This is a genomic window from Stenotrophomonas muris (assembly GCF_052751275.1).
This window is the reverse complement of the sequence record NZ_CP199879.1, coordinates 1581787-1603026: the sequence shown is the minus strand read 5'-3', so window position 1 is coordinate 1603026 and position 21240 is coordinate 1581787. Positions and strand designations below refer to the sequence as shown.

21 protein-coding genes are annotated in these 21240 nt (G+C 68.5%); all 21 read right to left on the bottom strand.

Translation table 11 applies throughout. The features are described 5' to 3' along the window. Window positions 1-65: 65 nt before the first annotated feature. Window positions 66-1910: a chemotaxis protein CheA gene (locus ACUVWL_RS07285; RefSeq protein WP_126412095.1), complete on the bottom strand. Its 1845-nt coding sequence runs from the start codon at window positions 1908-1910 to the stop codon at window positions 66-68. 2 nt (window positions 1911-1912) lie between these two features. Next, entirely contained in the window at window positions 1913-2518 is a 606-nt protein-coding gene (locus ACUVWL_RS07280; protein ID WP_049441909.1) for a protein phosphatase CheZ, read from the bottom strand. Continuing rightward, window positions 2518-2910 (bottom strand): chemotaxis response regulator CheY, encoded by a 393-nt coding sequence (cheY, locus tag ACUVWL_RS07275; RefSeq protein WP_005413247.1) that lies wholly within the window; start codon window positions 2908-2910, stop codon window positions 2518-2520. The genes ACUVWL_RS07280 and cheY overlap by 1 nt, the downstream gene beginning before the upstream one ends. A 57-nt stretch (window positions 2911-2967) precedes the next feature. Beyond that, window positions 2968-3714, bottom strand: a complete 747-nt coding sequence (locus ACUVWL_RS07270) for an RNA polymerase sigma factor FliA (protein WP_014647032.1) — start codon at window positions 3712-3714, stop codon at window positions 2968-2970. After that, a complete protein-coding gene (locus ACUVWL_RS07265) occupies window positions 3711-4598 on the bottom strand; it encodes a MinD/ParA family ATP-binding protein (protein ID WP_005416424.1) in 888 nt (295 codons plus the stop codon). The genes ACUVWL_RS07270 and ACUVWL_RS07265 overlap by 4 nt, the downstream gene beginning before the upstream one ends. Beyond that, window positions 4585-6201, bottom strand: a complete 1617-nt coding sequence (flhF, locus tag ACUVWL_RS07260) for a flagellar biosynthesis protein FlhF (RefSeq protein WP_445978980.1) — start codon at window positions 6199-6201, stop codon at window positions 4585-4587. The genes ACUVWL_RS07265 and flhF overlap by 14 nt, the downstream gene beginning before the upstream one ends. A gap of 145 nt (window positions 6202-6346) precedes the next feature. Continuing rightward, window positions 6347-8407 (bottom strand): flagellar biosynthesis protein FlhA, encoded by a 2061-nt coding sequence (flhA, locus tag ACUVWL_RS07255; protein ID WP_153643679.1) that lies wholly within the window; start codon window positions 8405-8407, stop codon window positions 6347-6349. 44 nt (window positions 8408-8451) lie between these two features. Continuing rightward, a complete protein-coding gene (flhB, locus tag ACUVWL_RS07250) occupies window positions 8452-9582 on the bottom strand; it encodes a flagellar biosynthesis protein FlhB (RefSeq protein ID WP_014037101.1) in 1131 nt (376 codons plus the stop codon). A gap of 206 nt (window positions 9583-9788) precedes the next feature. Beyond that, the gene (locus ACUVWL_RS07245; RefSeq protein ID WP_075076495.1) at window positions 9789-11921 is read right to left on the bottom strand and encodes a putative bifunctional diguanylate cyclase/phosphodiesterase; all 2133 of its coding nucleotides are present in this window, start codon (window positions 11919-11921) and stop codon (window positions 9789-9791) included. Window positions 11922-12196: 275 nt separating this feature from the next. Continuing rightward, the gene (fliR, locus tag ACUVWL_RS07240) at window positions 12197-12988 is read right to left on the bottom strand and encodes a flagellar biosynthetic protein FliR (protein ID WP_014037103.1); all 792 of its coding nucleotides are present in this window, start codon (window positions 12986-12988) and stop codon (window positions 12197-12199) included. Between the two features lie 13 nt (window positions 12989-13001). Then, window positions 13002-13271, bottom strand: coding sequence for a flagellar biosynthetic protein FliQ (locus ACUVWL_RS07235; protein ID WP_005413254.1), 270 nt, complete (start codon window positions 13269-13271; stop codon window positions 13002-13004). Between the two features lie 66 nt (window positions 13272-13337). Next, the gene (gene fliP, locus ACUVWL_RS07230) at window positions 13338-14117 is read right to left on the bottom strand and encodes a flagellar type III secretion system pore protein FliP (RefSeq protein ID WP_014647039.1); all 780 of its coding nucleotides are present in this window, start codon (window positions 14115-14117) and stop codon (window positions 13338-13340) included. Between the two features lies 1 nt (window position 14118). Next, window positions 14119-14538 carry a flagellar biosynthetic protein FliO gene (fliO, locus tag ACUVWL_RS07225; protein WP_126412099.1) on the bottom strand — a complete coding sequence of 140 codons (420 nt, stop codon included), beginning with the start codon at window positions 14536-14538 and terminating at the stop codon, window positions 14119-14121. Continuing rightward, window positions 14535-14870 carry a flagellar motor switch protein FliN gene (gene fliN, locus ACUVWL_RS07220; protein ID WP_005409543.1) on the bottom strand — a complete coding sequence of 112 codons (336 nt, stop codon included), beginning with the start codon at window positions 14868-14870 and terminating at the stop codon, window positions 14535-14537. The genes fliO and fliN overlap by 4 nt, the downstream gene beginning before the upstream one ends. After that, complete coding sequence (gene fliM, locus ACUVWL_RS07215; protein WP_014647040.1) at window positions 14867-15871, bottom strand: flagellar motor switch protein FliM; 1005 nt, start codon at window positions 15869-15871, stop codon at window positions 14867-14869. The genes fliN and fliM overlap by 4 nt, the downstream gene beginning before the upstream one ends. A 10-nt stretch (window positions 15872-15881) precedes the next feature. After that, on the bottom strand, window positions 15882-16397 hold the full coding sequence (locus ACUVWL_RS07210; RefSeq protein ID WP_049441913.1) for a flagellar basal body-associated FliL family protein: 516 nt from the start codon (window positions 16395-16397) through the stop codon (window positions 15882-15884). A 192-nt stretch (window positions 16398-16589) separates the two neighbouring features. Beyond that, window positions 16590-17759: a flagellar hook-length control protein FliK gene (locus tag ACUVWL_RS07205; protein ID WP_049441914.1), complete on the bottom strand. Its 1170-nt coding sequence runs from the start codon at window positions 17757-17759 to the stop codon at window positions 16590-16592. After that, complete coding sequence (gene fliJ, locus ACUVWL_RS07200; protein WP_049441916.1) at window positions 17759-18226, bottom strand: flagellar export protein FliJ; 468 nt, start codon at window positions 18224-18226, stop codon at window positions 17759-17761. The genes ACUVWL_RS07205 and fliJ overlap by 1 nt, the downstream gene beginning before the upstream one ends. Before the next feature lie 3 nt (window positions 18227-18229). Continuing rightward, complete coding sequence (locus ACUVWL_RS07195) at window positions 18230-19615, bottom strand: FliI/YscN family ATPase (protein ID WP_014647044.1); 1386 nt, start codon at window positions 19613-19615, stop codon at window positions 18230-18232. Then, a complete protein-coding gene (locus ACUVWL_RS07190; RefSeq protein WP_014647045.1) occupies window positions 19612-20253 on the bottom strand; it encodes a FliH/SctL family protein in 642 nt (213 codons plus the stop codon). The genes ACUVWL_RS07195 and ACUVWL_RS07190 overlap by 4 nt, the downstream gene beginning before the upstream one ends. Beyond that, entirely contained in the window at window positions 20250-21236 is a 987-nt protein-coding gene (gene fliG, locus ACUVWL_RS07185; protein WP_445979162.1) for a flagellar motor switch protein FliG, read from the bottom strand. The genes ACUVWL_RS07190 and fliG overlap by 4 nt, the downstream gene beginning before the upstream one ends. Window positions 21237-21240: the final 4 nt, after the last annotated feature.

The window sequence follows — 21240 nt, the reverse complement described above, 5'->3', positions numbered from 1 at the left end:
GGGACTTGAGACACCGGTACGGGCTACTGGTGCGACTTCACGGTTTTACGGGTTCAGCAAGCGGGTCAGTCGTGCGGGCTGCGCAGGCCATCCACATCCAGGATCAGCGCCATGCGACCATCGCCGATCAAGGTTGCACCGGCGTAACCGCGCAGGCCGCGCAGGGCCTTCGGCAGTGGCTTGATGACCACTTCCTCGCGCCCACGGACCTGGTCCACGACCAGGCCGAAGCGCGCTTCGCCGGCCTGCAGCACCACGATGGTCAGCAGGGTCGATGCGGCCGGGGTCACATCCAGCCACTGCCGCAGATCGACCAGCGGCAGCGTGTGCGAACGGCGGTCGAGCACGGCACGGCCATCGAACCAGCCCAGCGAGGTGCGCGGCGCGTGCAGTACCTCCATCACGCGCGCCAGCGGCAGCGCATAGACGTCCTCGCCGGCCTGCACCAGCAGGGTCGGCAGGATCGCCAGGGTCAGCGGCACGCGGATCAGGAAGCGGCTGCCGCGGCCCAGCTCCGACTGGATCTGGATCTGCCCGCTGAGTTCGCGGATGCGCGACTGCACCACGTCCATGCCGACGCCGCGTCCGGAAATATCCGTGACCTGCTGCTTGGTCGAGAAGCCGGGCAGGAACACCAGGTGCAGGCACTCCTCGCTGCTCAGGCGGGCGGCGGCTTCCGGATCGATCAGGCCCTTCTCGCGTGCCTTCGCGCGCAGCTTTTCCGGATCGATGCCGGCGCCATCGTCCTGCACCTCGATGCTGACGTAGTCACCTTCCTGCTGCGCCGACAGCCGCACATGGCCCATCCGCGGCTTGCCCTGCGCTTCGCGCAGGTCGGGCATTTCCACGCCATGGTCGATGGCGTTGCGGACCAGATGCACCAGCGGGTCGGCCAGCGCTTCGACCAGGTTGCGGTCGAGCTCGGTCTCGGCGCCGATCAGCTCCAGGTCCACTTCCTTCTTCAGCGAGCGGGCGACGTCGCGGGCGACCTTGGGGAAGCGCGAGAATACCTTGCCCACCGGCTGCATGCGGGTGCGCATCACCGCCGACTGCAGGCGCGCGGTGGCGATGTCCAGGGTGGACACGGCGCGGTCCAGCTCCTCGTCGCGCAGGCGCGCACGCAGGGTCTTGAGCCGGTTGCGCGACAGCACCAGTTCGCCGATCAGGTTGACGATCGCATCCAGGCGCTTGGTGTCCACGCGCACGGTGTGTTCGGCTTCGGCCAGCGGCTTGGCGGCCGGCTTGGCCACCGGTGCCGGTGCGGTGGCCGGGCGCGGGGCGGCGATCGGTGCCGGCGCCACCGCAGCCGCGGGCCTGGCGCCGGGTGCGGCGCCACCGTGCAGCTGGTCGAGCAGGGCTTCGAACTCATCTTCGCTGATCTGGCCGTCGTCGGCCTTCTTTGCCGGCGCCACCGCAGTCGGTGCGTTGCCACCGTGCAGCTGGTCGAGCAGCGCCTCGAACTCGTCGTCGGTGATCAGGTCGCCGGCACCGGCCGCCGGTGCGGCGGCAGCGGCGGCAGGCGCTGCTGCACCGCCATGCACGTCGAACTGGGCGATCAGGTCCGGCGGTGCATAGCCCGGCTCGGTGCCGGAAGACACGGCATCGAGCATCGACTGCAGGTAGTCCAGCGATTGCTGGGCGGCGTCGAAGTGATGGGCCTGCAGCACGGCCTGGCCGGCACGTGCAGCGCCCAGCGCCTCTTCAGCGGCGTGGCACAGCTCGACCATGGCGGTGACACCGAGGAAACCCGCGCCGCCCTTGAGCGTGTGGTAGCCCCGGAACACCGCGTTGAGCTGTTCGGTGTCCTGCGGTGCCTGCTCCAGCGACACCAGCTGTTCGCCGAGGCGATCCAGGATTTCCTGTGCCTCGATGATGAAATCGGCAGTGATGTCGTCGGATACCGCGCTCATGCTTACAGCCCCAGATCCGACAACAGGTCGTCGGCGTCGTTCTGCGAGACCGCGTGGCGGTCCAGTCCCTTCAGTGCCGGCCCGGCCAGTTCCGGGTCGGTGCGATGCTGTTCCGGCGGCAGGCCGAGCGCGCCGAAGCCTTCATGCACGCGGCGGACGATGCCGACCACGCGACGGATGATCTGCCCGGTCAGGTCCTGGTAGCTCTGGGTCAGGGCGATCTCGGTCAGGTTGTGGCGGATGCGCTCGAGCTGCACGTCCTGGCCTGGCTGCAGGCCTTCGGCGCGCAGCTGCTCGGTCAGGCTGCGGCATTCCTCGGCCAGGTCCAGGGTGCGGTGGGTAGCCTGTTCGGTCATCGCCACCACGTGGTCCAGACGTGCGCACGCATCGTCCAGTTCGCCGGCCTCGCTGGGCACGGTCGGCAGTTCGCCCAGGGCCTGCCCCAGCTCGCGGGCCAGCCGCGAGAGGCCACTCATCATCGGCTGCGTGCGCAGCGCGACCAGTCCGTCGATGCGTTGCCGCCAGGCGGCTTCGTCACCGGACTCCAGGGCATCCAGGGCTTCCTGCAGGCGCAGGGCGAGGGCGTTCTTGTCGACCGTGGTATCCATCAGGCGCTGGCCGCCAGGCGTTCGAAGATCTTGCCCAGCTTCTCTTCCAGCGTCTGCGCGGTGAACGGCTTGATGATGTAGCCGTTCACGCCGTTCTGGGCCGCTTCGATGATCTGCTCGCGCTTGGCTTCGGCGGTGACCATCAGCACCGGCAGGGTCTTCAGCTTGGCGTCGGCACGGATCGCCTTGAGCAGTTCGATGCCGGTCATCACCGGCATGTTCCAGTCGGTGACGACGAAATCGAAGGGCTGGCTCTGCAGCAGCGACAGCGCGGCATGCCCGTCCTCGGCTTCGGCGGTGTTGGTGAAGCCCAGATCGCCCAGCAGGTTCTTGACGATTCGACGCATGGTCGAGAAGTCGTCGACGATGAGGATGCGCATGTTCTTGTTCAAAGCAGAGTTCCTTTGTTGTTCATTCCGGGCGGCCGGGGGCAGTCGCCTCGGGGATGTTCATTCTTCCAGGCCGGCGTCGACGGCCTCGAAAATCTTCAGGCGGCCGCGCAGGCGCAGCACGGCCTGGCCATGGATCTGGCAGACCCGCGACTCGCTCACGCCGAGCACCGCGCCGATCTCCTTCAGGTTCAGCTCCTGCTCGTAGTACAGCGAGAGCACCAGCTGTTCGCGCTCGGGCAGGTGGCCGATGGCCTTGCCCAGCTCACGGCCGAACTCGCCGCGCTCCAGCACCTGTTGTGGAGTCGGGCCGCCCTGGGCGACAGTATCCAGTTCGCCCTGGTCTTCGATGCGCGACTCCAGGCTCAGCACCTGGCCACGTGCGGCGTCTTCCATCAGGCGCAGGTATTCGGGCAGCGGCATCTCCATCGCGGCGGCCACTTCGGTGGCGCTGGCGGCACGGCCCGTGCTCTGTTCCAGGCGGCGGATGGTGGCGGCGGCATCACGGGCACGGCGGTGCACCGAGCGCGGCACCCAGTCGCCACGGCGGATCTCGTCGATCATCGAGCCGCGGATGCGGATCGAGGCATAGGTCTCGAACGAGGCGCCCTGGTCGGCGTCGTAGCTGCGCGAGGCTTCGATCAGGCCCATCATGCCGGCCTGGATCAGATCATCGACTTCGACGCTGGCCGGCAGGCGCGCGGCCAGGTGGTGGGCGATGCGTCGCACCAGGTCCGAATGCTGGGCGATGACCTCGTTGGCCGCCGAGCGCTGGACTTCCCTGTACTGGTGGGCGGCGCCTTTCATGCGGCCACCCCACGCTGCTTGAGGATGCGTTCGAGGAAGAACTCGACGCCACCGCGCGGTTCGGTCGGTGCCTGCCAGCGCGCGGTGCGGCGTGCGATCTCGGTGATCGCCAGCGCCGACGGGCTGGATGGATAGGCCTTCACCACCGGCTGCTGGCGCTGCACCGACAGGCGCAGCCAGTCATCCTGCGGCACGCAGCCCAGGTAGTTCAGCGAGACATCGGCGAGGAACTTCTCGCAGACGCGGGTCAGCTTCTCGTACAGCACACGGCCCTCGTTCGGGTCGCGCACCATGTTGGCCACCACCTGGATGCGGTCCACGCCGCGCTCGCGCGACAGCACCTTGATCAGTGCGTAGGCGTCGGTGATCGAGGCTGGTTCGTCACAGACCACCACCACGGTGTCCTGCGCGGCCTGGCAGAAGGTCAGCACGCCGTCGGTGATGCCGGCGGCGGTATCGACCACCATGATGTCCAGCTCGCGTTCCAGTTCGGAGAACACGTTGACCAGGCCGACATGCTCGGCCGGGGCCAGCTCGGCCATGTGCCGGCGGCCGGAAGCGGCCGGGACCACCAGCACGCCGTTCGGGCCTTCGACGATGACGTCGTCCAGCGAGCAGCGGCCGGCCACCAGGTCGGCCAGCGTAAAGGTGGGGTTCAAGCCCAGGATCACGTCGATGTTGGCCAGGCCGAGGTCGGCGTCCAGCAGCAGCGTGCGCTTGCCCATGCCGGCCAGCGCCACCGCCAGGTTGGCGGACACATTCGTCTTGCCCACGCCGCCCTTGCCGCCGGTCACCGCGATGGTGCGCACAGGGCCGAGCGGCTCGCTGCGGGTGGCCGACAGCGGGAAGGTCTTGGTCAGCTTGGCGTACTCACGCGACGGCATGGTTCAACTCCGGGTTGCAGGGCATATCGGCCGCTCGGCGCAAATCTTCAAGGCGAAGTACAAGATTGGCTGCACTGGCCCGGTGCAGGTCCTCCGGGACGTCCTGGCCATCGGTCACCCAGGTGATCGGCAGGACGTGGTCCACGGCCACCGACAGGGCGTTGCCGAAGCGGCCGGTCTCGTCCAGCTTGCTCAGCACCAGGCCCTGCAGGTTGGCCGCACCGAAGCGGCGCACCACCTCGTCCATGTCGCCGAAGCTGGTGTTGGCCGGCAGCACCAGCAGGGTGCGCACCTGGCGCGCGGCGCGCAGCCACTGCAGCTGGGCGGCCAGGGCACGGTCGCGCGGGCCCAGGCCGGCGGTATCGATCAGCACCAGCTTGTAGTCCTTCAAGCGTTCCAGCAGCTGGTCCAGGTCGGTGCCGCTGTTGGCCTCGTGCACGGCGATGCCGAGCTGGCGGCCGTAGCCATACAGCTGTTCACGGGCGCCGATGCGGGTGGTGTCGGTGGTGACCAGGGCGACGTCACGCGGGGCGTGCTTCTCGGCGAAGCGCGAGGCCAGCTTGGCGATGGTGGTGGTCTTGCCGGCGCCGGTCGGGCCGACCAGCGCGATCACGCCGCCTTCTTCCAGCGGGTCGACCGGGGCGATCGGCAGCTTGCGCGAGATCAGCCCCAGCATCAGGCCGCGGCCACGATGGGCTTCGGTTTCCAGCGGGATCTGCATGGCCACGTCGCGGGCCAGCCCGGCGTCGAAACCGTACTCGTCCATCAGGTCCAGCGCGGTGGCGCGCACCGGGCTGCCACGCAGGCGCTCATCGGTGAAGCGGTTCATCTCGCGCTCGATCACCTGGCGCATGCCGGCCACTTCCTGGCGCAGCTGGCGGATCTCGGCGTCGTCCTGGGCAACCACGGTCAGCGTCGGTGCCGGGGCCAGCATGGGGGCCGGGCTGGCCTCGATAGCGGCTTCGACCGCTGCCGGTTCGCTGGCGGCGATCCCGGGCTGCGCGTCGATCACGGCAGCGGTCGGCAGCGGCGGCGGCAGCACGGCCGGGGCCACGCTTTCGTGATGCGCCTCGTGCGGCGGGTCGATCTGGAAGCGCGCGCGGTTGGCCGGCACGGTGGCGGCCGGTGCAACGATGGCCTCGGCGAACGGGGCGAAGATCTGGTCCGGCGGTGCCGGTTCGTTGACGGCGGCGCGGGCCAGGGTGGCGGCGAAGCCGGTGCTGCCCCGGGTCGGCACGATCTCGTCGGCGCTGTCCAGGGTGCGGCCGGTGGCACCGACGGCGGCGCGGGCGAGGGCGGCCACTGCCGAGGTGGTGGCCGCGACCGGTTCCGGCGCCGGGGTGCTGCTGCGGCGGCGGGTGACGGCGGCGATCACCGCGTCGGCGGCGGTGCGCGGCTTGGGTGCCGGCGGCGGTGCGACGTCACGGCGCGAGGCTTCCAGTGCACGCTGCACGGCGCTCTCGTCGTAGTTGGCGGCGGCGACGATCTCGATGCCTTCCTCGATCCGGCGGTTGGACAGGATCACGGCGTCAGGACCATGTTCCTTGCGCACCAGGTTCATGGCCGAGCGCATGTCGGCGGCGACGAATCGTTTGATTTTCATGCTGTGGTCACGGGGCGAAGACGGCGGGGTGGCGGTCGGAGAACTCGGGTGGTCGGTGGTCTGCACGGTGCGGGTTCCCCTTGGTATCTGTCTGTTGCGTTGGTTCGAAAGTGGTGTCTGTTTTCTGGCGCATCGCAGGGCGGCGTCAGCTGATCGTTCCGACCAGCTTCAGGCGCTTGTCCTCCGGCACCTCGCTGTAGGCCAGGACCGACAGCGACGGAACGCTGTGGCGGACCAGGCGGGCCAGCGCGGCGCGCACCGGGCCAGGTACCAGCACGACCGCGGGCTCGTTGCGGGCTTCCTGCTTGCTGACACATTCGGCCAGGCTCTGGTGCAGTCGCTCAGCGAGTCCGGGTTCCAGCGCGGCGCCGTTGCCCTGCGTGGACTCCTGCAAGACACGTTCCAATTGCGGGTTGAGGGTGAATACCGGCAGCTCCGCCGACATTCCGGCGATCTCCTGCACGATGAAGCGGCCCAGTGCGGTGCGAACAGCGGCGGTCAGCACGGCCGGGTCCTGGCTGCTGGGCGCATGTTCGACCAGTGCCTCGGCGATCTTGCGCAGCTGGCGGATCGGAATGCGCTCGACCAGCAGGTTCTGCAGCACGCGCACCACCGCCGACAGCGGCAACGCCTTCGGCGTCAGATCTTCGACGAGCTTGGGCGCGCTCTTGGCCAGGTTGGCCAGCAGGTGCTGCACTTCTTCGTGGCCGAGCAGTTCCGGCGCGTGCTCACGGATCAGGTGCGACAGATGGGTGGCGACCACGGTGGCCGGATCGACCACGGTGTAGCCCAGCGTTTCGGCCTGGGCGCGCTGGTGCGGCTGGATCCAGGTGGCGTCCAGGCCGAACGCGGGGTCCTTGCCGGCGATGCCTTCCAGCGCGCCGAGCGCGCTGCCCGGGTCCAGCGCCAGCTCGCGGTCGGGGTGGATCTCGGCGGTGGCCACCGGCACGCCGTGCACCAGCACGCGGTAGCCGTTGGCCGGCAGTTCCAGGTTGTCGCGGATGTGCACCGACGGGATCAGGAAGCCGACATCCTGGGTGAGCTTGCGGCGCACGCCCTTGATGCGCGCCATCAGTTCGCCGCCCTGGTTGCTGTCCACCAGCGGGATCAGCCGGTAGCCGACCTCCAGGCCCAGCGGATCGACCGGGCGCAGTTCGTCCCAGCTCAGTTCGGCAGTCGGTGCCGGTGCGGCCGGGCGGCCGAGTGCGTTGAGTGCGGCGGCATCGGTGCCACCGCCTGCCGCATCGGCAGCCGGCGCCTTGCCCTTGCGGTACAGCTTCCAGGCGATGAAGCCGAGGATCGCGGCCAGCGTCAGGAAAGCGACGTTGGGCATGCCCGGCACCAGGCCGACCACGCCGATGATGCCGGCGGTGATCGCCAGCGCACGGTACTGGCCGAACACCTGGCCGGTCATGGCCTGGGCCATGTCCTGCGAGCGCGAGGCGCGGGTAACCAGCATGGCCACGGCGCTGGAGACCAGCAGGGCCGGCAGCTGCGCTACCAGGCCGTCACCGATCGACAGCAGGGTGTAGGTGGCGGCGGCTTCGCCGAACGGCATGCCATGCTGCAGCACGCCCACGGCCAGGCCGCCGAGCATGTTGATGAACAGGATCAGGATGCCGGCAATGGCATCGCCGCGGATGAACTTGCTGGCGCCGTCCATCGCACCGTAGAAGTCGGCTTCCTCACGCACTTCCTCGCGGCGCAGCTTGGCTTCTTCACGCGTCAGCAAACCGGCGTTGAGGTCGGCGTCGATCGCCATCTGCTTGCCGGGCATCGCGTCCAGGATGAAGCGCGCGGTCACTTCCGAAACGCGGCCGGCACCCTTGGTAATGACCACGAAATTGATGATGGTCAGGATCGCGAACACCACGATGCCGACCGCATAGTTGCCGCCGATCACGAATTCACCGAAGGCGGCGATGACCTTGCCCGCGGCATCATGGCCGTTCTGGCCGTTCAGCAGGATCACGCGGGTGGAGGCCACGTTCAGCGCCAGCCGCAGCATGGTGGTGATCAGCAGCACGATCGGGAAGATGGTGAAGTCCAGCGGGCGCTTCACGTAGACCACCGCCAGCAGCACCATCAGCGAGATGGCGATGTTGAAGGTGAACAGCGCATCGAGCACCGGCGCGGCCAGCGGCACCACGACCATGGCCAGCAGGGCCAGCACGATCAGCGGCGCGCCAAGGCCCTGGCGGATCATTTCCAGGGCGCGGCGGGTGTTGAAACCGGCGGAGGGCTGGGCGCTCACGGGCGGCCTCCCTTGCCGAATTCATCCACCTGGATGTGCGGGGCGTCCGGCATCGGGCCAGTGCGCCAGGCGCGCAGCTGGTAGACGTAGGACAGGACCTGGGCGACGGCCGAATACAGTCTCACGGGGATTTCCTTTCCGAGTTGGCCTTCCCGATACAAGGCGCGTGCCAAAGGCGGGGCGGAGACGATCGCCACCTTGTTGCCGTCGGCCACTTCACGGATGCGCAGGGCGGTTTCGTCCACGCCCAGCGCGACCACGGTGGGGGCGTTCATGGCGCCGCCCTCGTACTTCAGGGCCACCGCGTAGTGGGTGGGGTTGACCACCACCACGTCGGCAGTGGGCACCGCCTCCATCATCCGGCGGTTGGCCATCTGCTGCTGCAGCTGGCGGATGCGGCCCTTCACCTCGGGGCTGCCCTCGCTTTCCTTCATTTCCCGGCGCAGTTCCTCGCGGGTCATCTTCAGCTTGCGCATCCAGTTCCAGCGCTGGTACGGCGCATCGATGGCGGCCAGCACCAGCATCGCGCCGGCGGTGGCCAGCAGCAGGCGAAGGGTGAAGCCCAGGCCATCGGTGATGGCGGTTTCCAGCGGGTGGTGGATCAGCCCGCGCAGGGTGTCGAAGCCGGTCCAGACCACCAGCCCGGCGGCGACGCCGACGAAGGCCACGCGCAGCAGCGATTTGGTGAATTCGGCAATCGCCTCCGGGCCATACAGGCGCTTGAGCCCGCTCATCGGGTTCATGCGGTTGATGTCGGGCAGCAACGCCTTCTGCGACCAGCGCAGGCCGCCCATCACCAGCGGGGCGACGAAGCTGGCCAGCAGGCAGACCAGCACCAGCGGTGCGATCACCAGCATGAACTGCAGCAGCAGGTCGCCGAAGTGGCCGAACAGTTCCTTCGGGTTCTGCCGCAGGCTCTGTTCGGGGCTGAGCGCGTGCTTCATCCAGGCCGTGGCGCCACGGCCGATCGAGCCGCTCATGGCCATCACCGCCAGCACGCCGGCGCCGAACACGGCGGCGGTGCCAAGTTCGCGCGAGCGCGGCAGGTTGCCCTGTTCACGGGCGTCGCGCAGGCGTTTTTCGGTTGGTTGTTCGGTCTTTTCGCCGGCGGATTCGTTCTCGGACATCACGGGCACTGCGGCAGGGGGTGCCGGGGTGCGTGCAAGAACCGTTCCACGCCTGGCGTGGATCTACCGACGGCCCGTTCTGTAGAGCCGAGCCCACGCTCGGCTACGGTTGGGGCCAGGCGCGAAGCACAGCCGGGCATGAGCTCGGCTCTACAGCAGAGTGCCGCAGGAATCGTTCCGTGATGGCGGGCGCGCGTGGCCCGGTGTCAGCCGGGCGGGTATTGCGGCGGCGGGCTCTGTGCCAGTTCCACCCGCGGCCGGGGCAGGTCGTGCAGCTGCATGAAGCGCGCCGCATCCACCGGGCGGCCCAGCAGGTATCCCTGCAGGAAGTCGCAGCCCAGGCGTTCCAGATAGGCGCGCTGCGCGGCGGTCTCCACGCCCTCGGCGACGATGTCCATGTCCAGCGCATGGCCCAGCGCCACGATCGCCGAGACGATCACCACGTCTTCGGCACTGTGTTCCAGGTCGCGCACGAACGCATGGTCGATCTTGATCTCGGTGGCCGGCAGCCGCTTCAGGTACAGCAGGCTGGAATAGCCGGTTCCGAAATCATCGATGGAGATGCCCACGCCCAGCGCCGACAGCGCCTGCAGCAGGCGAAGACTGGTATCGGTATCGCGCATGACGGTGCTTTCAGTGATCTCCAGCACCAGGTGGCGCGGGGCAATGCCATGGCGCTCGATCACCTCGCGCACATCCTGCAGCAGGTGCGGCGAACTGAACTGCACCGGCGACAGGTTCACCGACATCGACCAGCTTTCATGCCCGGTGTCGTGCCAGCGCCGCAGCTGCTGGCAGGCCTGGTCCAGCGCCCAGCGCCCGATCTCGTTGATCGCACCGCTGCGCTCGGCCAGGCGGATGAAGCGGTCGGGGGGAATCAGGCCGTGTTCCGGATGGCGCCAGCGGATCAGCGCTTCGGCGCCGGCCACCTTCTGCGTGGCCACGCGGATCTTCGGCTGATAGTGCAGGAACAGCTGCTCGCTGCCGATGGCGCGGCGCAGGTCGGCCAGCAGCCGGAACTGCTGCTCGGCACTGTCGTTCATCCAGTCGGCGAACAGCACGAAGGCGTTGCGACCGGACTCCTTGGCCTGGTACATCGCCGCGTCGGCGAAGGCCATCAACTGGCGCTCGCTGGCGGCGTGGTCCGGGCAGATCGCCACGCCGATGCTGGCGGTCACCTGCAGTTCGTTGTCCGGCAGCAACGGGCCGCTGCCCACCGCCTGCAGGATGCGCCGGGCCAGGGTCGGCAGGTCCTCGTCGTGCTCGATGCGCACCACCAGCACGAACTCGTCGCCGCCCAGCCGTGCCAGCATATCGTGCGGGCGCAGCAGCTGGCGGGTGCGTTCGGCCACCGCCACCAGCAGCGCATCACCGGCCTGATGGCCGTAGGCATCATTGACCTGCTTGAAGCCGTCCAGGTCCATGAACATCACCGCGAAGCGGTTGCCGCCCTGTTCGGCCTCGGCCAGTGCCTGCACGATGCGCCGCTGCAGCAGCAGGCGGTTGGGCAGGCGGGTGAGCGGATCGTGCAGCGCGGCCTGGGTCAGTTCCTGCTGCGCGTCGGTCAACGAGGTGCTCAGCATCGAATTGCGCAGCCGCAGCAGTTGCGCTTCCACGCGCTGGTCCAGCCATGAGACCACCAGCACCACGGCCAGGATCGCCACGGTCAGCACTACCACCAGCATCGCCAGCCACTCGTTCTGCAGGCCATCGCCGACCGCCGCGCCGCAGACGCTGCCTTCCGGGAAGCGCGCAGCGGCCATGCCGGTGTAATGCATGCCGACGATGGCCAGGCCGAGCAGGCCCGCCGCCGCCAGTCGATCACCGATGCGGGTGCGCTGGGCGCGCAGCCGGAACGCCACGTACAGCGCGGTCCAGGAGGCAGCCACCGCCACCATCAGCGAGAACAGCAGCCAACCCGGGTCGTAGTCGATGCCCGGCTGCATGCGCATTGCAGCCATGCCAACGTAATGCATGCCGGCGATGCCGGTGCCCATCAGCAGGGCGCCGACCGCCAATCGCGGGTGGGGCAGGGTGCGCAGCGAGACCAGCCACAGCGCGAACACCGATGAGGCGATGGCAAGCGCAAGCGAGAGCAGGGTGATGGGAAGGTCGTAGCCCAATGGAATGGGCAGGTCGAAAGCCAGCATGCCGATGAAATGCATCGACCAGATGCCCAGGCCCATGGCGAAGCCGCCGCCCAGCCGCCACCACCAGGCCGCGCCCCTGCCCGGTGCGGTCACCGTGCGCCCGGCCATCGCCAGCGCGGTGTATGAAGCCATCACGGCGACCAGCAGCGAGATCGCCACCAGCCACGGGTTGTACGTGCCTACCAGCATTCGTCAGTCTCCCGGACCTGCCTGTCGACGGAAACCACGGTGGGGCATGCATGAGGCAGGCCGACGCACGACGCCGGCCATGTGCGGCATCCCCCCGGTTGCCGCGCATTCACTCTAACGCGCAGACCGGGGGGGACTTCAAGCGGCAATACGTGAAATTGCGCCTCTGTAGAGCCGAGCCCATGCTCGGCTGCCTTCGGCAGGAGCGGCAGCCGAGCATGGGCTCGGCTCTACAGAAACAAATGCATGGCAAGCAGTAGAACGTGATGATCGGGTCAGTGTGTGACCGCGTCCGCAGCCTGGAAGGCGGCGTCGAACAGGCGCTGTACCGGCGGCCCCATTTCCCCTGCCAGCAGGGCCAGCAGGAACAGGCCCAGCAGCAGCGAGACCGGCAGGCCCAGCTGGATCGGATTCAGCGCAGGGGCGGCACGCGCCAGTACGCCGAAGGCCAGGTTCACCGCCAGCATCGCCACGGTGAGCGGAATGGCCAGCGTCAGCGCGCCGCGCAGCACGGTCAGCAGGAAGGTCGGGGCGATGCTGAAGAAGGCGTGCGGGTCCGGCAGCGGGGCGCCGATCGGCAGTGCGCGGTAGCTGTCGACCAGCAGCGAAATCAACGCCAGGTGGCCGTTGGCGGTGAAGAACAGCAGGCCGAACAGCAGGTAGAACCACTGGCCGATCACACCCGAAGTGCCACCGCGCAGCGGGTCGCTCATCTGCGCGAAGGCCAGGCCGGTGCCCTGCGCGATCAGTTCGCCGGCCATCGCACCGGCTTCGAATACCAGCCGCAGCATGAAACCGATGGAAACGCCGATGGCCAGTTCGCGCGCGATGGTCAGCACCGTAGCCGCGTCGAAGCCGGTCCAGTCCGGTACCGGTGGCAGCAGCGGCGCCAGTGCAATGGCCAGGGTGCCGGCCAGTACCACGCGCACCCGCGACGGCACCGCACGCGTGCCGACCATGGGCATGGCCATGGCCACCGCGCCGATGCGCAGCATGGTCCACAGCACGGTGCCGATCATGCCGAAGGCCTGCAGGCCGTCGGCCGCCATCTGTGTCGCGGCGTCCATCGAAGCGCGTGTCCTAGCCGATCAGGTGCGGAATGCGCTGGAACAGCAGCGTGGTGAATTCAACCAGGTGGCCGATCAGCAGGCTGCCCAGCGCGAACAGCACCGCGGTCAGCGCTGCCGCCTTGGCGACGAAGGCGATGGTCGGTTCATTGAGCTGGGTTGCAGCCTGCACGACACCGACCACCACGCCCACCACCAGTACGGTGAGCAGCAGCGGGCCGGCCACCCACAGCACGGTGATCAGGCCGCCACGCAGTTCGGTCAAGGCAAGTTCGGGAGACATTCGGGTTCCACCTTCTTATATAGAGTCGAGCCATGCTCGACTGTCTTTCAATCGCGCCGGATCGCGTCACGCAGGATTGAAGCTGGCCGCCAGCGTGCCCACGGTCAGCACCCAGCCATCCACCAGCACGAACAGCAGGATCTTGAACGGTGCCGACACCAGCATCGGCGACAGCATCATCATGCCCATGGACATCAGCACGCTGGCGACGACCAGATCGATGATCACGAACGGAATGAAGATCAGGAAGCCGATCTCGAAAGCGGTCTTCAGTTCGCTGGTGACGAACGAAGCGACCAGCACCGGGAACGGGATCGCATCGGGGCTGGCGTAGGTGCCGTGCCCGGCGATGCCGGCGAAGGTCATCAGGTCGGTCTCGCGGATCTGCGCCAGCATGAACCCGCGCAGCGGCTGCGTGGTCAATGTCCAGGCGGTCTGGAAGTCAATGTCGCCGTTGAGATAGGGCGCCATGCCCGTGCTCCACGCCTTGTCCCAGGTCGGCATCATCACCATCGCGGTGAGGAACAGGGCCAGGCCCAGCAGTACCTGGTTGGACGGCGTCTGGCCGGTACCCAGTGCCTGGCGCAGCAGGCCCAGCACGATGATGATGCGGGTGAACGAGGTCAGCACCAGCAGCATCGACGGGATCAGGGTGATCGCGGTCATCAGCAGCAGGGTCTGCAGCGGCAGGCTGACCGGCTGGCCGCCGATCTTGCCGACGTTGACGTCCGGCAGCGGGGTGGCCGGGGCGCCGGGCGCGGCGAACGCCAGCACCGGCAACAGGCACAGGGCAAGCAACAGCAGCCACGGCATCAGGGTGGCAACACGGGTACGGGTGACACGCATGTCAGGGGTCCTTGCGCAGCCGCTGCTGCAGCAGCTGGGCGAAATTCGGCAGGTTCTTGAAGTCCGGCACGCGCACCGGCGCCGGTGGCGGCAACGGTTCGGGCAGGGTATGCAGGGTGTTGATGCCGCCGGCAGTGACGCCCAGCAGCAATTGCTGGCCGTTGACCTCCACCACCACCACGCGCTCCTTGGCGCCGACGCTGAGGCTGGCCACCAGCCTCATGCCTTCGGCCGGGCGGAAGCCGCTGCCGGGCATGCGCTTGAGCAGCCAGCCCAGGCCGATCACCAGCGCCAGCACCGCCAGCAGCGCCAGCACCGCACCGAACAGGCTGGGTGCGGCGGCCGCGTGCTGGCCGACCTGCGGGCCGATCGGCGCTGCGGTCTTGCCGACCGCCAGCAGGGTGGAGGCCAGCAGGCTCAACGCAGTCTCCGGATCCGCTCGCTCGGGCTGACCACGTCGGTCAGGCGCACGCCGAAGCGGTCATTGATCACCACCACTTCGCCGTGGGCGATCAGGGTGCCGTTGACGAACACGTCCAGCGATTCGCCGGCACCGCGCTCCAGTTCCACCACTGAACCCTGGTTGAGCTGCAGCAGGTTGCGGATCGGCAGGCGGGCACGACCGACTTCCAGCGACAGGGTCACCGGCACATCGAGGATCACGTCCAGGTTCAGGTCCGGACCGTTGGCCTCGTCGGCCTGCAGGCTGCTGAACTGGGCCGGGGTCGGTTCGAGGGCGTCGATATCGTTCATTGCGGGTCTTCCTGGATGACGGGTACGCGCGGGCGGGTGCCCGGCGGATGGGTAGCGGTGATCTTCACGGCGTTCATGCCGTTGGCGATGCCGAACTCGCCGGTGAACACAGGGATGTTCTCCACGCACAGCGGCACCTGCGGGCTCAGCTCGATCGGCAGGATGTCGCCGACCTTCAACTGGGTCAGGTCGCGCAGGGTCATGCGCTTGCTGGCCAGTACGCTGGACAGGGTGACTTCGGCGATGTTGAGCTGCTCGCGCAGGGTCTTGCCCCAGCTCTCGTCGCGGTCGTTGCGGTCGCTCTGGATGCCGGCGTCGAGCAGTTCGCGGATCGGTTCCAGCATCGAGTAGGGCAGGGTGACGTGGATGTCACCGCCGCCGCCGTCGAGCTCGACGTGCAGGCGGCACACCACCACGTACTCGCGCGGGGTCACGATGTTGGCGAAATGCGGGTTGATCTCCGAGTTGATGTACTCGAAGTCGACGTCCATCACCGGTGCCCACGCTTCGCGCAGGTCGGCGAAGGTCTGCTTCAGCAGCAGGTGGATCACCCGCATTTCGGTGGCCGTGAATTCGCGGCCCTCGATGCGGGTCGGGTAGCGCCCGTCGCCGCCGAAGAAGTTGTCGACGATGGCGAACACCAGGGTCGGCTCGAACACGATCAGGCCGGTACCGCGCAGCGGCTTGAAGCGGATCAGGTTCAGGTTGGTCGGCACATACAGCGAGTGCATGTAGTCGTTGAACTTGATCAGTTCGATGCCGCGCACCGACAGCTCGGCCGAGCGCCGGATCAGATTGAACAGGCCGATCCGCCACAGGCGCGCGAAGCGCTCGTGGACCATTTCCAGGGTCGGCATGCGACCACGGATGATGCGGTCCTGGCTGGCGAAGTCGTACGAGCGCGCTTCGCCTGACGGGGGTTCCGCATCGGTCTCGACCGCGCCGCTGTCCACGCCGTGGAGCAGGGCATCGATCTCGTCCTGGGACAGCAGATCATTCATCGGGGGGGCCTTACTGGGTCACGAAGCTGGTGAACAGCAGATCGTCGGCGCCGTTGCTGCCGGTCTCGGCCTTGAGCACCTTCTGCACCTCGGCCAGCGAACTGGCCTGCAGCTTCTGCTTGCCGGCGACATCGGCGATCTGGTCCGGGCTGACCTGCGAGAACAGCATCAGCAGGCGCGCGCGGATGGCCGGGGCATGGGTCTTGATCGCTTCCAGCGCGGCCGGGTCGCGGGTCATCAGCTGGACCTCCAGCTGCAGGTAGCGCGGGCCGTCGACCGGGCCATTGAGGTTGACCACGAACGCCGGGTCCAGCGCGAAGTACTGTGCCGGGGCCGGGGTCGCGCTCTTCTTGGGCGCCTGCGCGGTCTTCTCTTCGTGCTTGGACTGGGTGAAGAACCACACGCCGCCACCAGCGGCAGCGGCGGCCAGTACGGCCACCAGTGCGGTGATCAGGATCGGACTACGCGGCTTGGCGGCCTTGTCCTTCTCGGCGGTCTTCTTGGTTTTGTCAGCGGCTGCGGCCACGGGGTGAAGCTCCTGAGGGTTGCTTCACCGGGATATGCAAGGGGTGTGCCGAAGGCTGGGCCCGCAGGGTGCGACGGAATTCCGTCGGGGTGCAGGTAGGGCCGTGCGGAGCAAGCTCAGCACCCACCAACGCAATACGGGGAGGTGCCAACCGCCTGCCCTGGTGGGTGCCAACCTTGGTTGGCACACCTGTCAGGCGTAGGCGTCCAGCAAGCCGCGCTGGCGGATCAACTGCGCGGACGACACGCTGGCATCGCCCGGCGTCGGTTCTCCGTCGCCGGTCATGCCGCCGCCACCGGGTTGTCCCGACGCATTGCCGTCACCACCAGACGCGTGGTGGCCGACATCGGCGTGAGCCAGCTGGAAGCCCTGTTCGCCCAGCAGCTCGCGCAGGCGCGGCAGGCTGCTTTCCAGTGCCTGGCGCACGTCCACGTGCGGGCTGCTGAAGCTGGCATGCACCTTGTCGCCGTTCAACTGCAGGCGCACGTCGACCGGCCCCATGTCGTCCGGGCTCAGGCGGATGTGGGCATGGCCGATCTTCTGGTCGGCCAGCCAGCCCAGGCGTGCGCCGATGGCCTGGTCGAAGCCATCGTCACCCAGCACGGGCTTGGGCGTGGGTTCGCCATTGAAGATCGCGTTGCCGGTGGCGAGCGCCGCCTTCAGGTCCTGCACGGCGGCGGCTGCCGGTGCGTGCAGCAACGGTGTATTTGCGCGGTCGCCAACGGCGGCCACGTCACTGCCTTCGCCGCGCTCGCTGCGCTTGCCGGGCAGGATCATCGCCGGCAATGGCAGCGCGGTGGCATCCTCCGCGCTGGTCGCCGCCGGTTTGCCGTCGGCCGCCACGGGGGCTGCGGTTGCCGCTGCCGGCGCGGCTGCAGGCAGTGTCGGGGTCGCGGCGGGGGCAGTGGTGGGTAGCGCCGTACCGTCGCTGGCCAGTGACGGTGCAGCGCTGCCCGCCAGAGCGACGGCCGGATCGGCAGGCGTCGGCATCGCCAGCACCAGGCCGGCCAGGCCGATCGGTGGCCACGGGGCGTCCTCGGTCGCGGCGGGCTTGTCCTTGTCGGTGCCGGGTCCAGCCGGGGGCAGGGCAACGGGCGGTAGCGGCGGGGTTTCGGCAGTTGCCGCTTCCGCGTCCGCGCTGCGTTCGCCCGGTGCCTGGCCATTGCTGTCGGCGGTCGATGGCTGGCTGGGCGGGGACGGCGTCGGTGTGGTAGCGCTGCCGGCAGGCGCGGGCGCGGAGGGCGCACCGCCCTGCAGCAGCTGGCTGAAGTCCTTTGCGCCTTCGCTGCGCGCGGCGCGCGCGGCACTGTTGCTGGTGGCGGGCGTGGCCGGGTTGGCGCTGCTGGCGAGCGGGGCGGGCATCACGGGCGGCCTCCCTGCTCGGAGCCGTCCTGGTCTTCGGCCTGCACCAGGCGCGCGCGCCGCGCGCCAATGTCGTCCATCTCGCGTTGGTCGCGGCGGTCGGTCACCACCTTTTCCTGCGCGCGGTAGCTGGCGGCCAGCTGCTCCAGCACCGCCTTGTCACGGCTGGCCAGGATCAGCCGCGCGCGCTCGGCCTCCACTTTTTCGCGGTTGCCGTTGACCGTGGCCTGCTGCTGCTCGACCGCACTGTCCAGGCGATCAAGGAAGGCGCGGCGGTTCAGCAGCTGTGCCGGGCTGGTCGCTGCCATCTGGGCGTTGGCGTACTCCTCGGCATAGCGGCGCAGTTCGTCCAGGCGCGACAGATGGGTGTCGAGCACGCGCTGGCGTTCGGCCAGGTCGCGGGCGACCGCGTCCTCGTGTTCCTGGGCCCGCTTGAGCAGGGGATCGATGCGCTTGGACTGGTTCATGGCTTAACTCTCTTGTTCCACCAGGCGCTGCAGCGCCGCCTGGCTGTGCGGGAGATCTGCGGCCTTTGCAACGTCCTGGCCGAGGAACTCCATGATTTCCGGCCAGCGCTCCAGGGCTTCGTCGGTGGCCGCGTCGTTACCACGCTGGTAGGCACCGATCGCGATCAGGTCACGGTTGGCCGAGTACGCCGAGACCAGTCGCTTCAACTTGCGGATGCGCAGGCGCCACGGCTCGTCGGCGATTTCCGTGACCACGCGGCTGACCGACGATTCGACGTCGATGGCCGGGTACAGGCCGCTGTCGGCCACCCGGCGCGAGAGCAGGATGTGCCCGTCGAGGATCGCGCGTGCGGCGTCGGCGATCGGATCCTGCGGATCATCGCCTTCGGTCAGTACGGTGTAGAACGCGGTGATCGAGCCGCGGCCCTTTGCGCCGTTGCCAGCGCGTTCGACCAGCGCCGGCAGCTTGGCGAACACCGAGGGCGGGTAACCGCGGGTGGTCGGTGGTTCACCGACCGACAAGCCGATCTCGCGCTGCGCCTGGGCGAAGCGGGTCAGCGAGTCCATCAGCAGCAGCACGTTCAGGCCCTGGTCGCGGAACCACTCGGCGATGGCGGTGGCACGGTAGGCACCGTGCAGGCGCGCCAAGGGTGGCCGGTCGGCGGGGCTGGCCACCACCACGGCGCGGCGCAGGCCTTCCTCGCCCAGCGTGGTCTCGACGAAATCGCGTACTTCGCGGCCTCGTTCACCAATCAGGCCGACCACGATCACGTCGGCAGCGGTGTAGCGGGTCATCATGCCCAGCAGCGTCGACTTGCCGACGCCGGAACCGGCGAACAGGCCGACACGCTGGCCGCGGCCGATCGGCAACAGCGCGTTGATCGCGCGCACGCCCACGTCCAGCGGCTGGGTGATCGGTTCACGCGCCAACGGATTGATCGACACGCCGGCCATGCCGACATGCCCTTCTGCGCGGATCGGGCCCTTGCCATCCAGCGGCACGCCGTCGCTGTCGATGACGCGGCCGAGCAGGCCTTCACCCACTTCCACGCCGCCACGCCGCGCCGACGGTACCACGCGGGCGTTGGGCAGCAGGCCGTGCAGTTCGGCGCTGGGCATCAGGTAGGTGCGCTCACCGGCAAAGCCGACCACTTCGGCATCGACCCAGCCACCATCGACCACTTCCACCTTGCAGCTGGCGCCCAGCGGCGCCTCGCAGCCGACCGCTTCCAGGGTGAGCCCGACCGCGCGGCGCAGCACGCCCTCGCGGATCAGCCCACGGCCATGCGCGGTATCCACGCGCAGGCCGTCCAGGCGCCGGGCCAGGCGCAGGTTGCGGGCCACGGCCCAGTCGGCCGGCGGTGGCGTCGTTTGCGGTGCGGCGCTCATGCCGTCGCCCCGGTCTGGCGGATCACCGCATCCAGCGCACCGCGCAGGCGGGCCTCCAGGGTGCCGTCGATGCGTACGGCTTCGGCGTGCACGCGCAGGTCGCCACGGCTGAGGCTGGTATCCGGTACCAGGCGCTGCGCCGGCGACAGGTTCAGCAGCGGGGCAAGCGCGGCGATGTCATCCGGGTGCAGCCGCACTTCCACCTCGCGGGTGCTGCCGCCCACGGCGTCAATCGCTTCGCCGACCAGCTGCGCCAGCAGTGCCGGCTCGGCCTCGTAGGCGCGGCCGACCAGCGCGCCGGCGATGCGCACCGCCAGTTCACCAAGGGCGCCGACCACTTCGTTCTCCAGCCGCACCAGCGGCCGGCTGAAGTTGTCGAGGATGCCTTCGATCTGCGCGGCGAGGCGACGCACCTCCGCCTGGCCCTGGCCGTACCCTTCGGCATGGCCCTGATCGAATCCTTCCTTCTCCGCGCTGTCCTGGATCGCCTGGATTTCCTCCAGGGTCGGCAGCTGCAGCGGCGGCTCCGGTTCGTGTTCCGGGTCCGGCTCGGTGAGTTCGAACGCGTCCTCCTGCTCCAGCGCCGGTTCGGGCTGGGCCAGCAGGTCCGGGGCAAGCCAGCGCACGACGTTGCTCACAGCATGGCCTCCGCGCTGCCGCCGATGGTGACGGTGCCTTCATCGGCCATGCGCTTGACGATGGCCAGGATCTCGCGCTGCGCGCCTTCCACGTCGGACAGGCGCACCGGCCCGCGGGCTTCCATGTCTTCCAGCAGGATCTCGGCCGCGCGCTGCGACATGTTGCGGGTGATCTTGTCGCGCACCTTGATGTCGGCGCCGCGCAGGGCCAGGCCCAGGCGCTCGCCGCTCACCTCGCGCAGCACCAGCTGCATCTCGCGGTCGTCCAGGTCGACCAGATCGTCGAACACGAACATCAGGTCCTGGATGCGGTTGCTCAACGGCGCATCGATGCGGGCGATTTCGCCCAGGATCGCCTGGTCCTGGCCGCTGTCCATGAAGTTCAGGATGTTGGCCGCGCACTGCACGCCACCGATGTTCGACGACTTCAGGTTCTGGTTGCCGGCGAACTGGCGCTCCATGATCTCGTTGAGTTCATTGAGCGCGTTCGGCGGAATGCCGTCGAGGGTAGCGATGCGCAGCAGCACGTCCACGCGGGTACGGTCCGGCAGCAGCTTCAGCGCGTCGGCGGCCTGGTCGGTTTCCAGGTGCGCCATCACGATGGCGATGATCTGCGGGTGCTCGTTGCGCACCAGGTCGGCCACCGCACGCGGGTCCATCCACTTCAGCGCGTCCAGGCCGGTGGTGTTGCGGCCGAGCAGGATGCGGTCGATCAGGTTGCCGGCCTTCTCGCTGCCCAGCGCCTGCACCAGCATGTTGCGGATGTAGTCGTCCGAGCCAACGCCGAGTGAGGTCTTCGAGCCCAGCTCCTGGCCGAACTGGTCCATCACCCGCTCTACCTGCTCGCGGGTGATGTCGGTCATGGTGGCCATGGCGATGCCGATTTTCTGCACCTCCTTGGGTTCCATGTGGCGCAGCACTTCGGCCGCGTCCAGCTCACCCAGCGAAAGCAGCAGTACGGCGGCGCGCTGCACGCCACTCAGTGCG

Bases quoted from the DNA above. Each gene is read 5' to 3' on its own strand.
- flhA (WP_153643679.1), bottom strand. From the start codon at position 8,407: ATGATCCGCCAGGGCCTTGGCGCGCCGCTGATCGTGCTGGCCCTGCTG.
- fliM (WP_014647040.1), bottom strand. From the start codon at position 15,871: ATGAATGATCTGCTGTCCCAGGACGAGATCGATGCCCTGCTCCACGGC.
- ACUVWL_RS07205 (WP_049441914.1), bottom strand. From the start codon at position 17,759: ATGCCCGCCCCGCTCGCCAGCAGCGCCAACCCGGCCACGCCCGCCACC.
- ACUVWL_RS07285 (WP_126412095.1), bottom strand. From the start codon at position 1,910: ATGAGCGCGGTATCCGACGACATCACTGCCGATTTCATCATCGAGGCA.
- fliN (WP_005409543.1), bottom strand. From the start codon at position 14,870: ATGAACGATATCGACGCCCTCGAACCGACCCCGGCCCAGTTCAGCAGC.
- ACUVWL_RS07235 (WP_005413254.1), bottom strand. From the start codon at position 13,271: ATGTCTCCCGAACTTGCCTTGACCGAACTGCGTGGCGGCCTGATCACC.
- ACUVWL_RS07195 (WP_014647044.1), bottom strand. From the start codon at position 19,615: ATGAGCGCCGCACCGCAAACGACGCCACCGCCGGCCGACTGGGCCGTG.
- ACUVWL_RS07265 (WP_005416424.1), bottom strand. From the start codon at position 4,598: ATGCCGTCGCGTGAGTACGCCAAGCTGACCAAGACCTTCCCGCTGTCG.
- ACUVWL_RS07270 (WP_014647032.1), bottom strand. From the start codon at position 3,714: ATGAAAGGCGCCGCCCACCAGTACAGGGAAGTCCAGCGCTCGGCGGCC.
- fliR (WP_014037103.1), bottom strand. From the start codon at position 12,988: ATGGACGCCGCGACACAGATGGCGGCCGACGGCCTGCAGGCCTTCGGC.
- ACUVWL_RS07280 (WP_049441909.1), bottom strand. From the start codon at position 2,518: ATGGATACCACGGTCGACAAGAACGCCCTCGCCCTGCGCCTGCAGGAA.
- flhB (WP_014037101.1), bottom strand. From the start codon at position 9,582: ATGTCCGAGAACGAATCCGCCGGCGAAAAGACCGAACAACCAACCGAA.
- fliJ (WP_049441916.1), bottom strand. From the start codon at position 18,226: ATGAACCAGTCCAAGCGCATCGATCCCCTGCTCAAGCGGGCCCAGGAA.
- fliP (WP_014647039.1), bottom strand. From the start codon at position 14,117: ATGCGTGTCACCCGTACCCGTGTTGCCACCCTGATGCCGTGGCTGCTG.
- flhF (WP_445978980.1), bottom strand. From the start codon at position 6,201: ATGAAAATCAAACGATTCGTCGCCGCCGACATGCGCTCGGCCATGAAC.
- ACUVWL_RS07245 (WP_075076495.1), bottom strand. From the start codon at position 11,921: ATGCTGGTAGGCACGTACAACCCGTGGCTGGTGGCGATCTCGCTGCTG.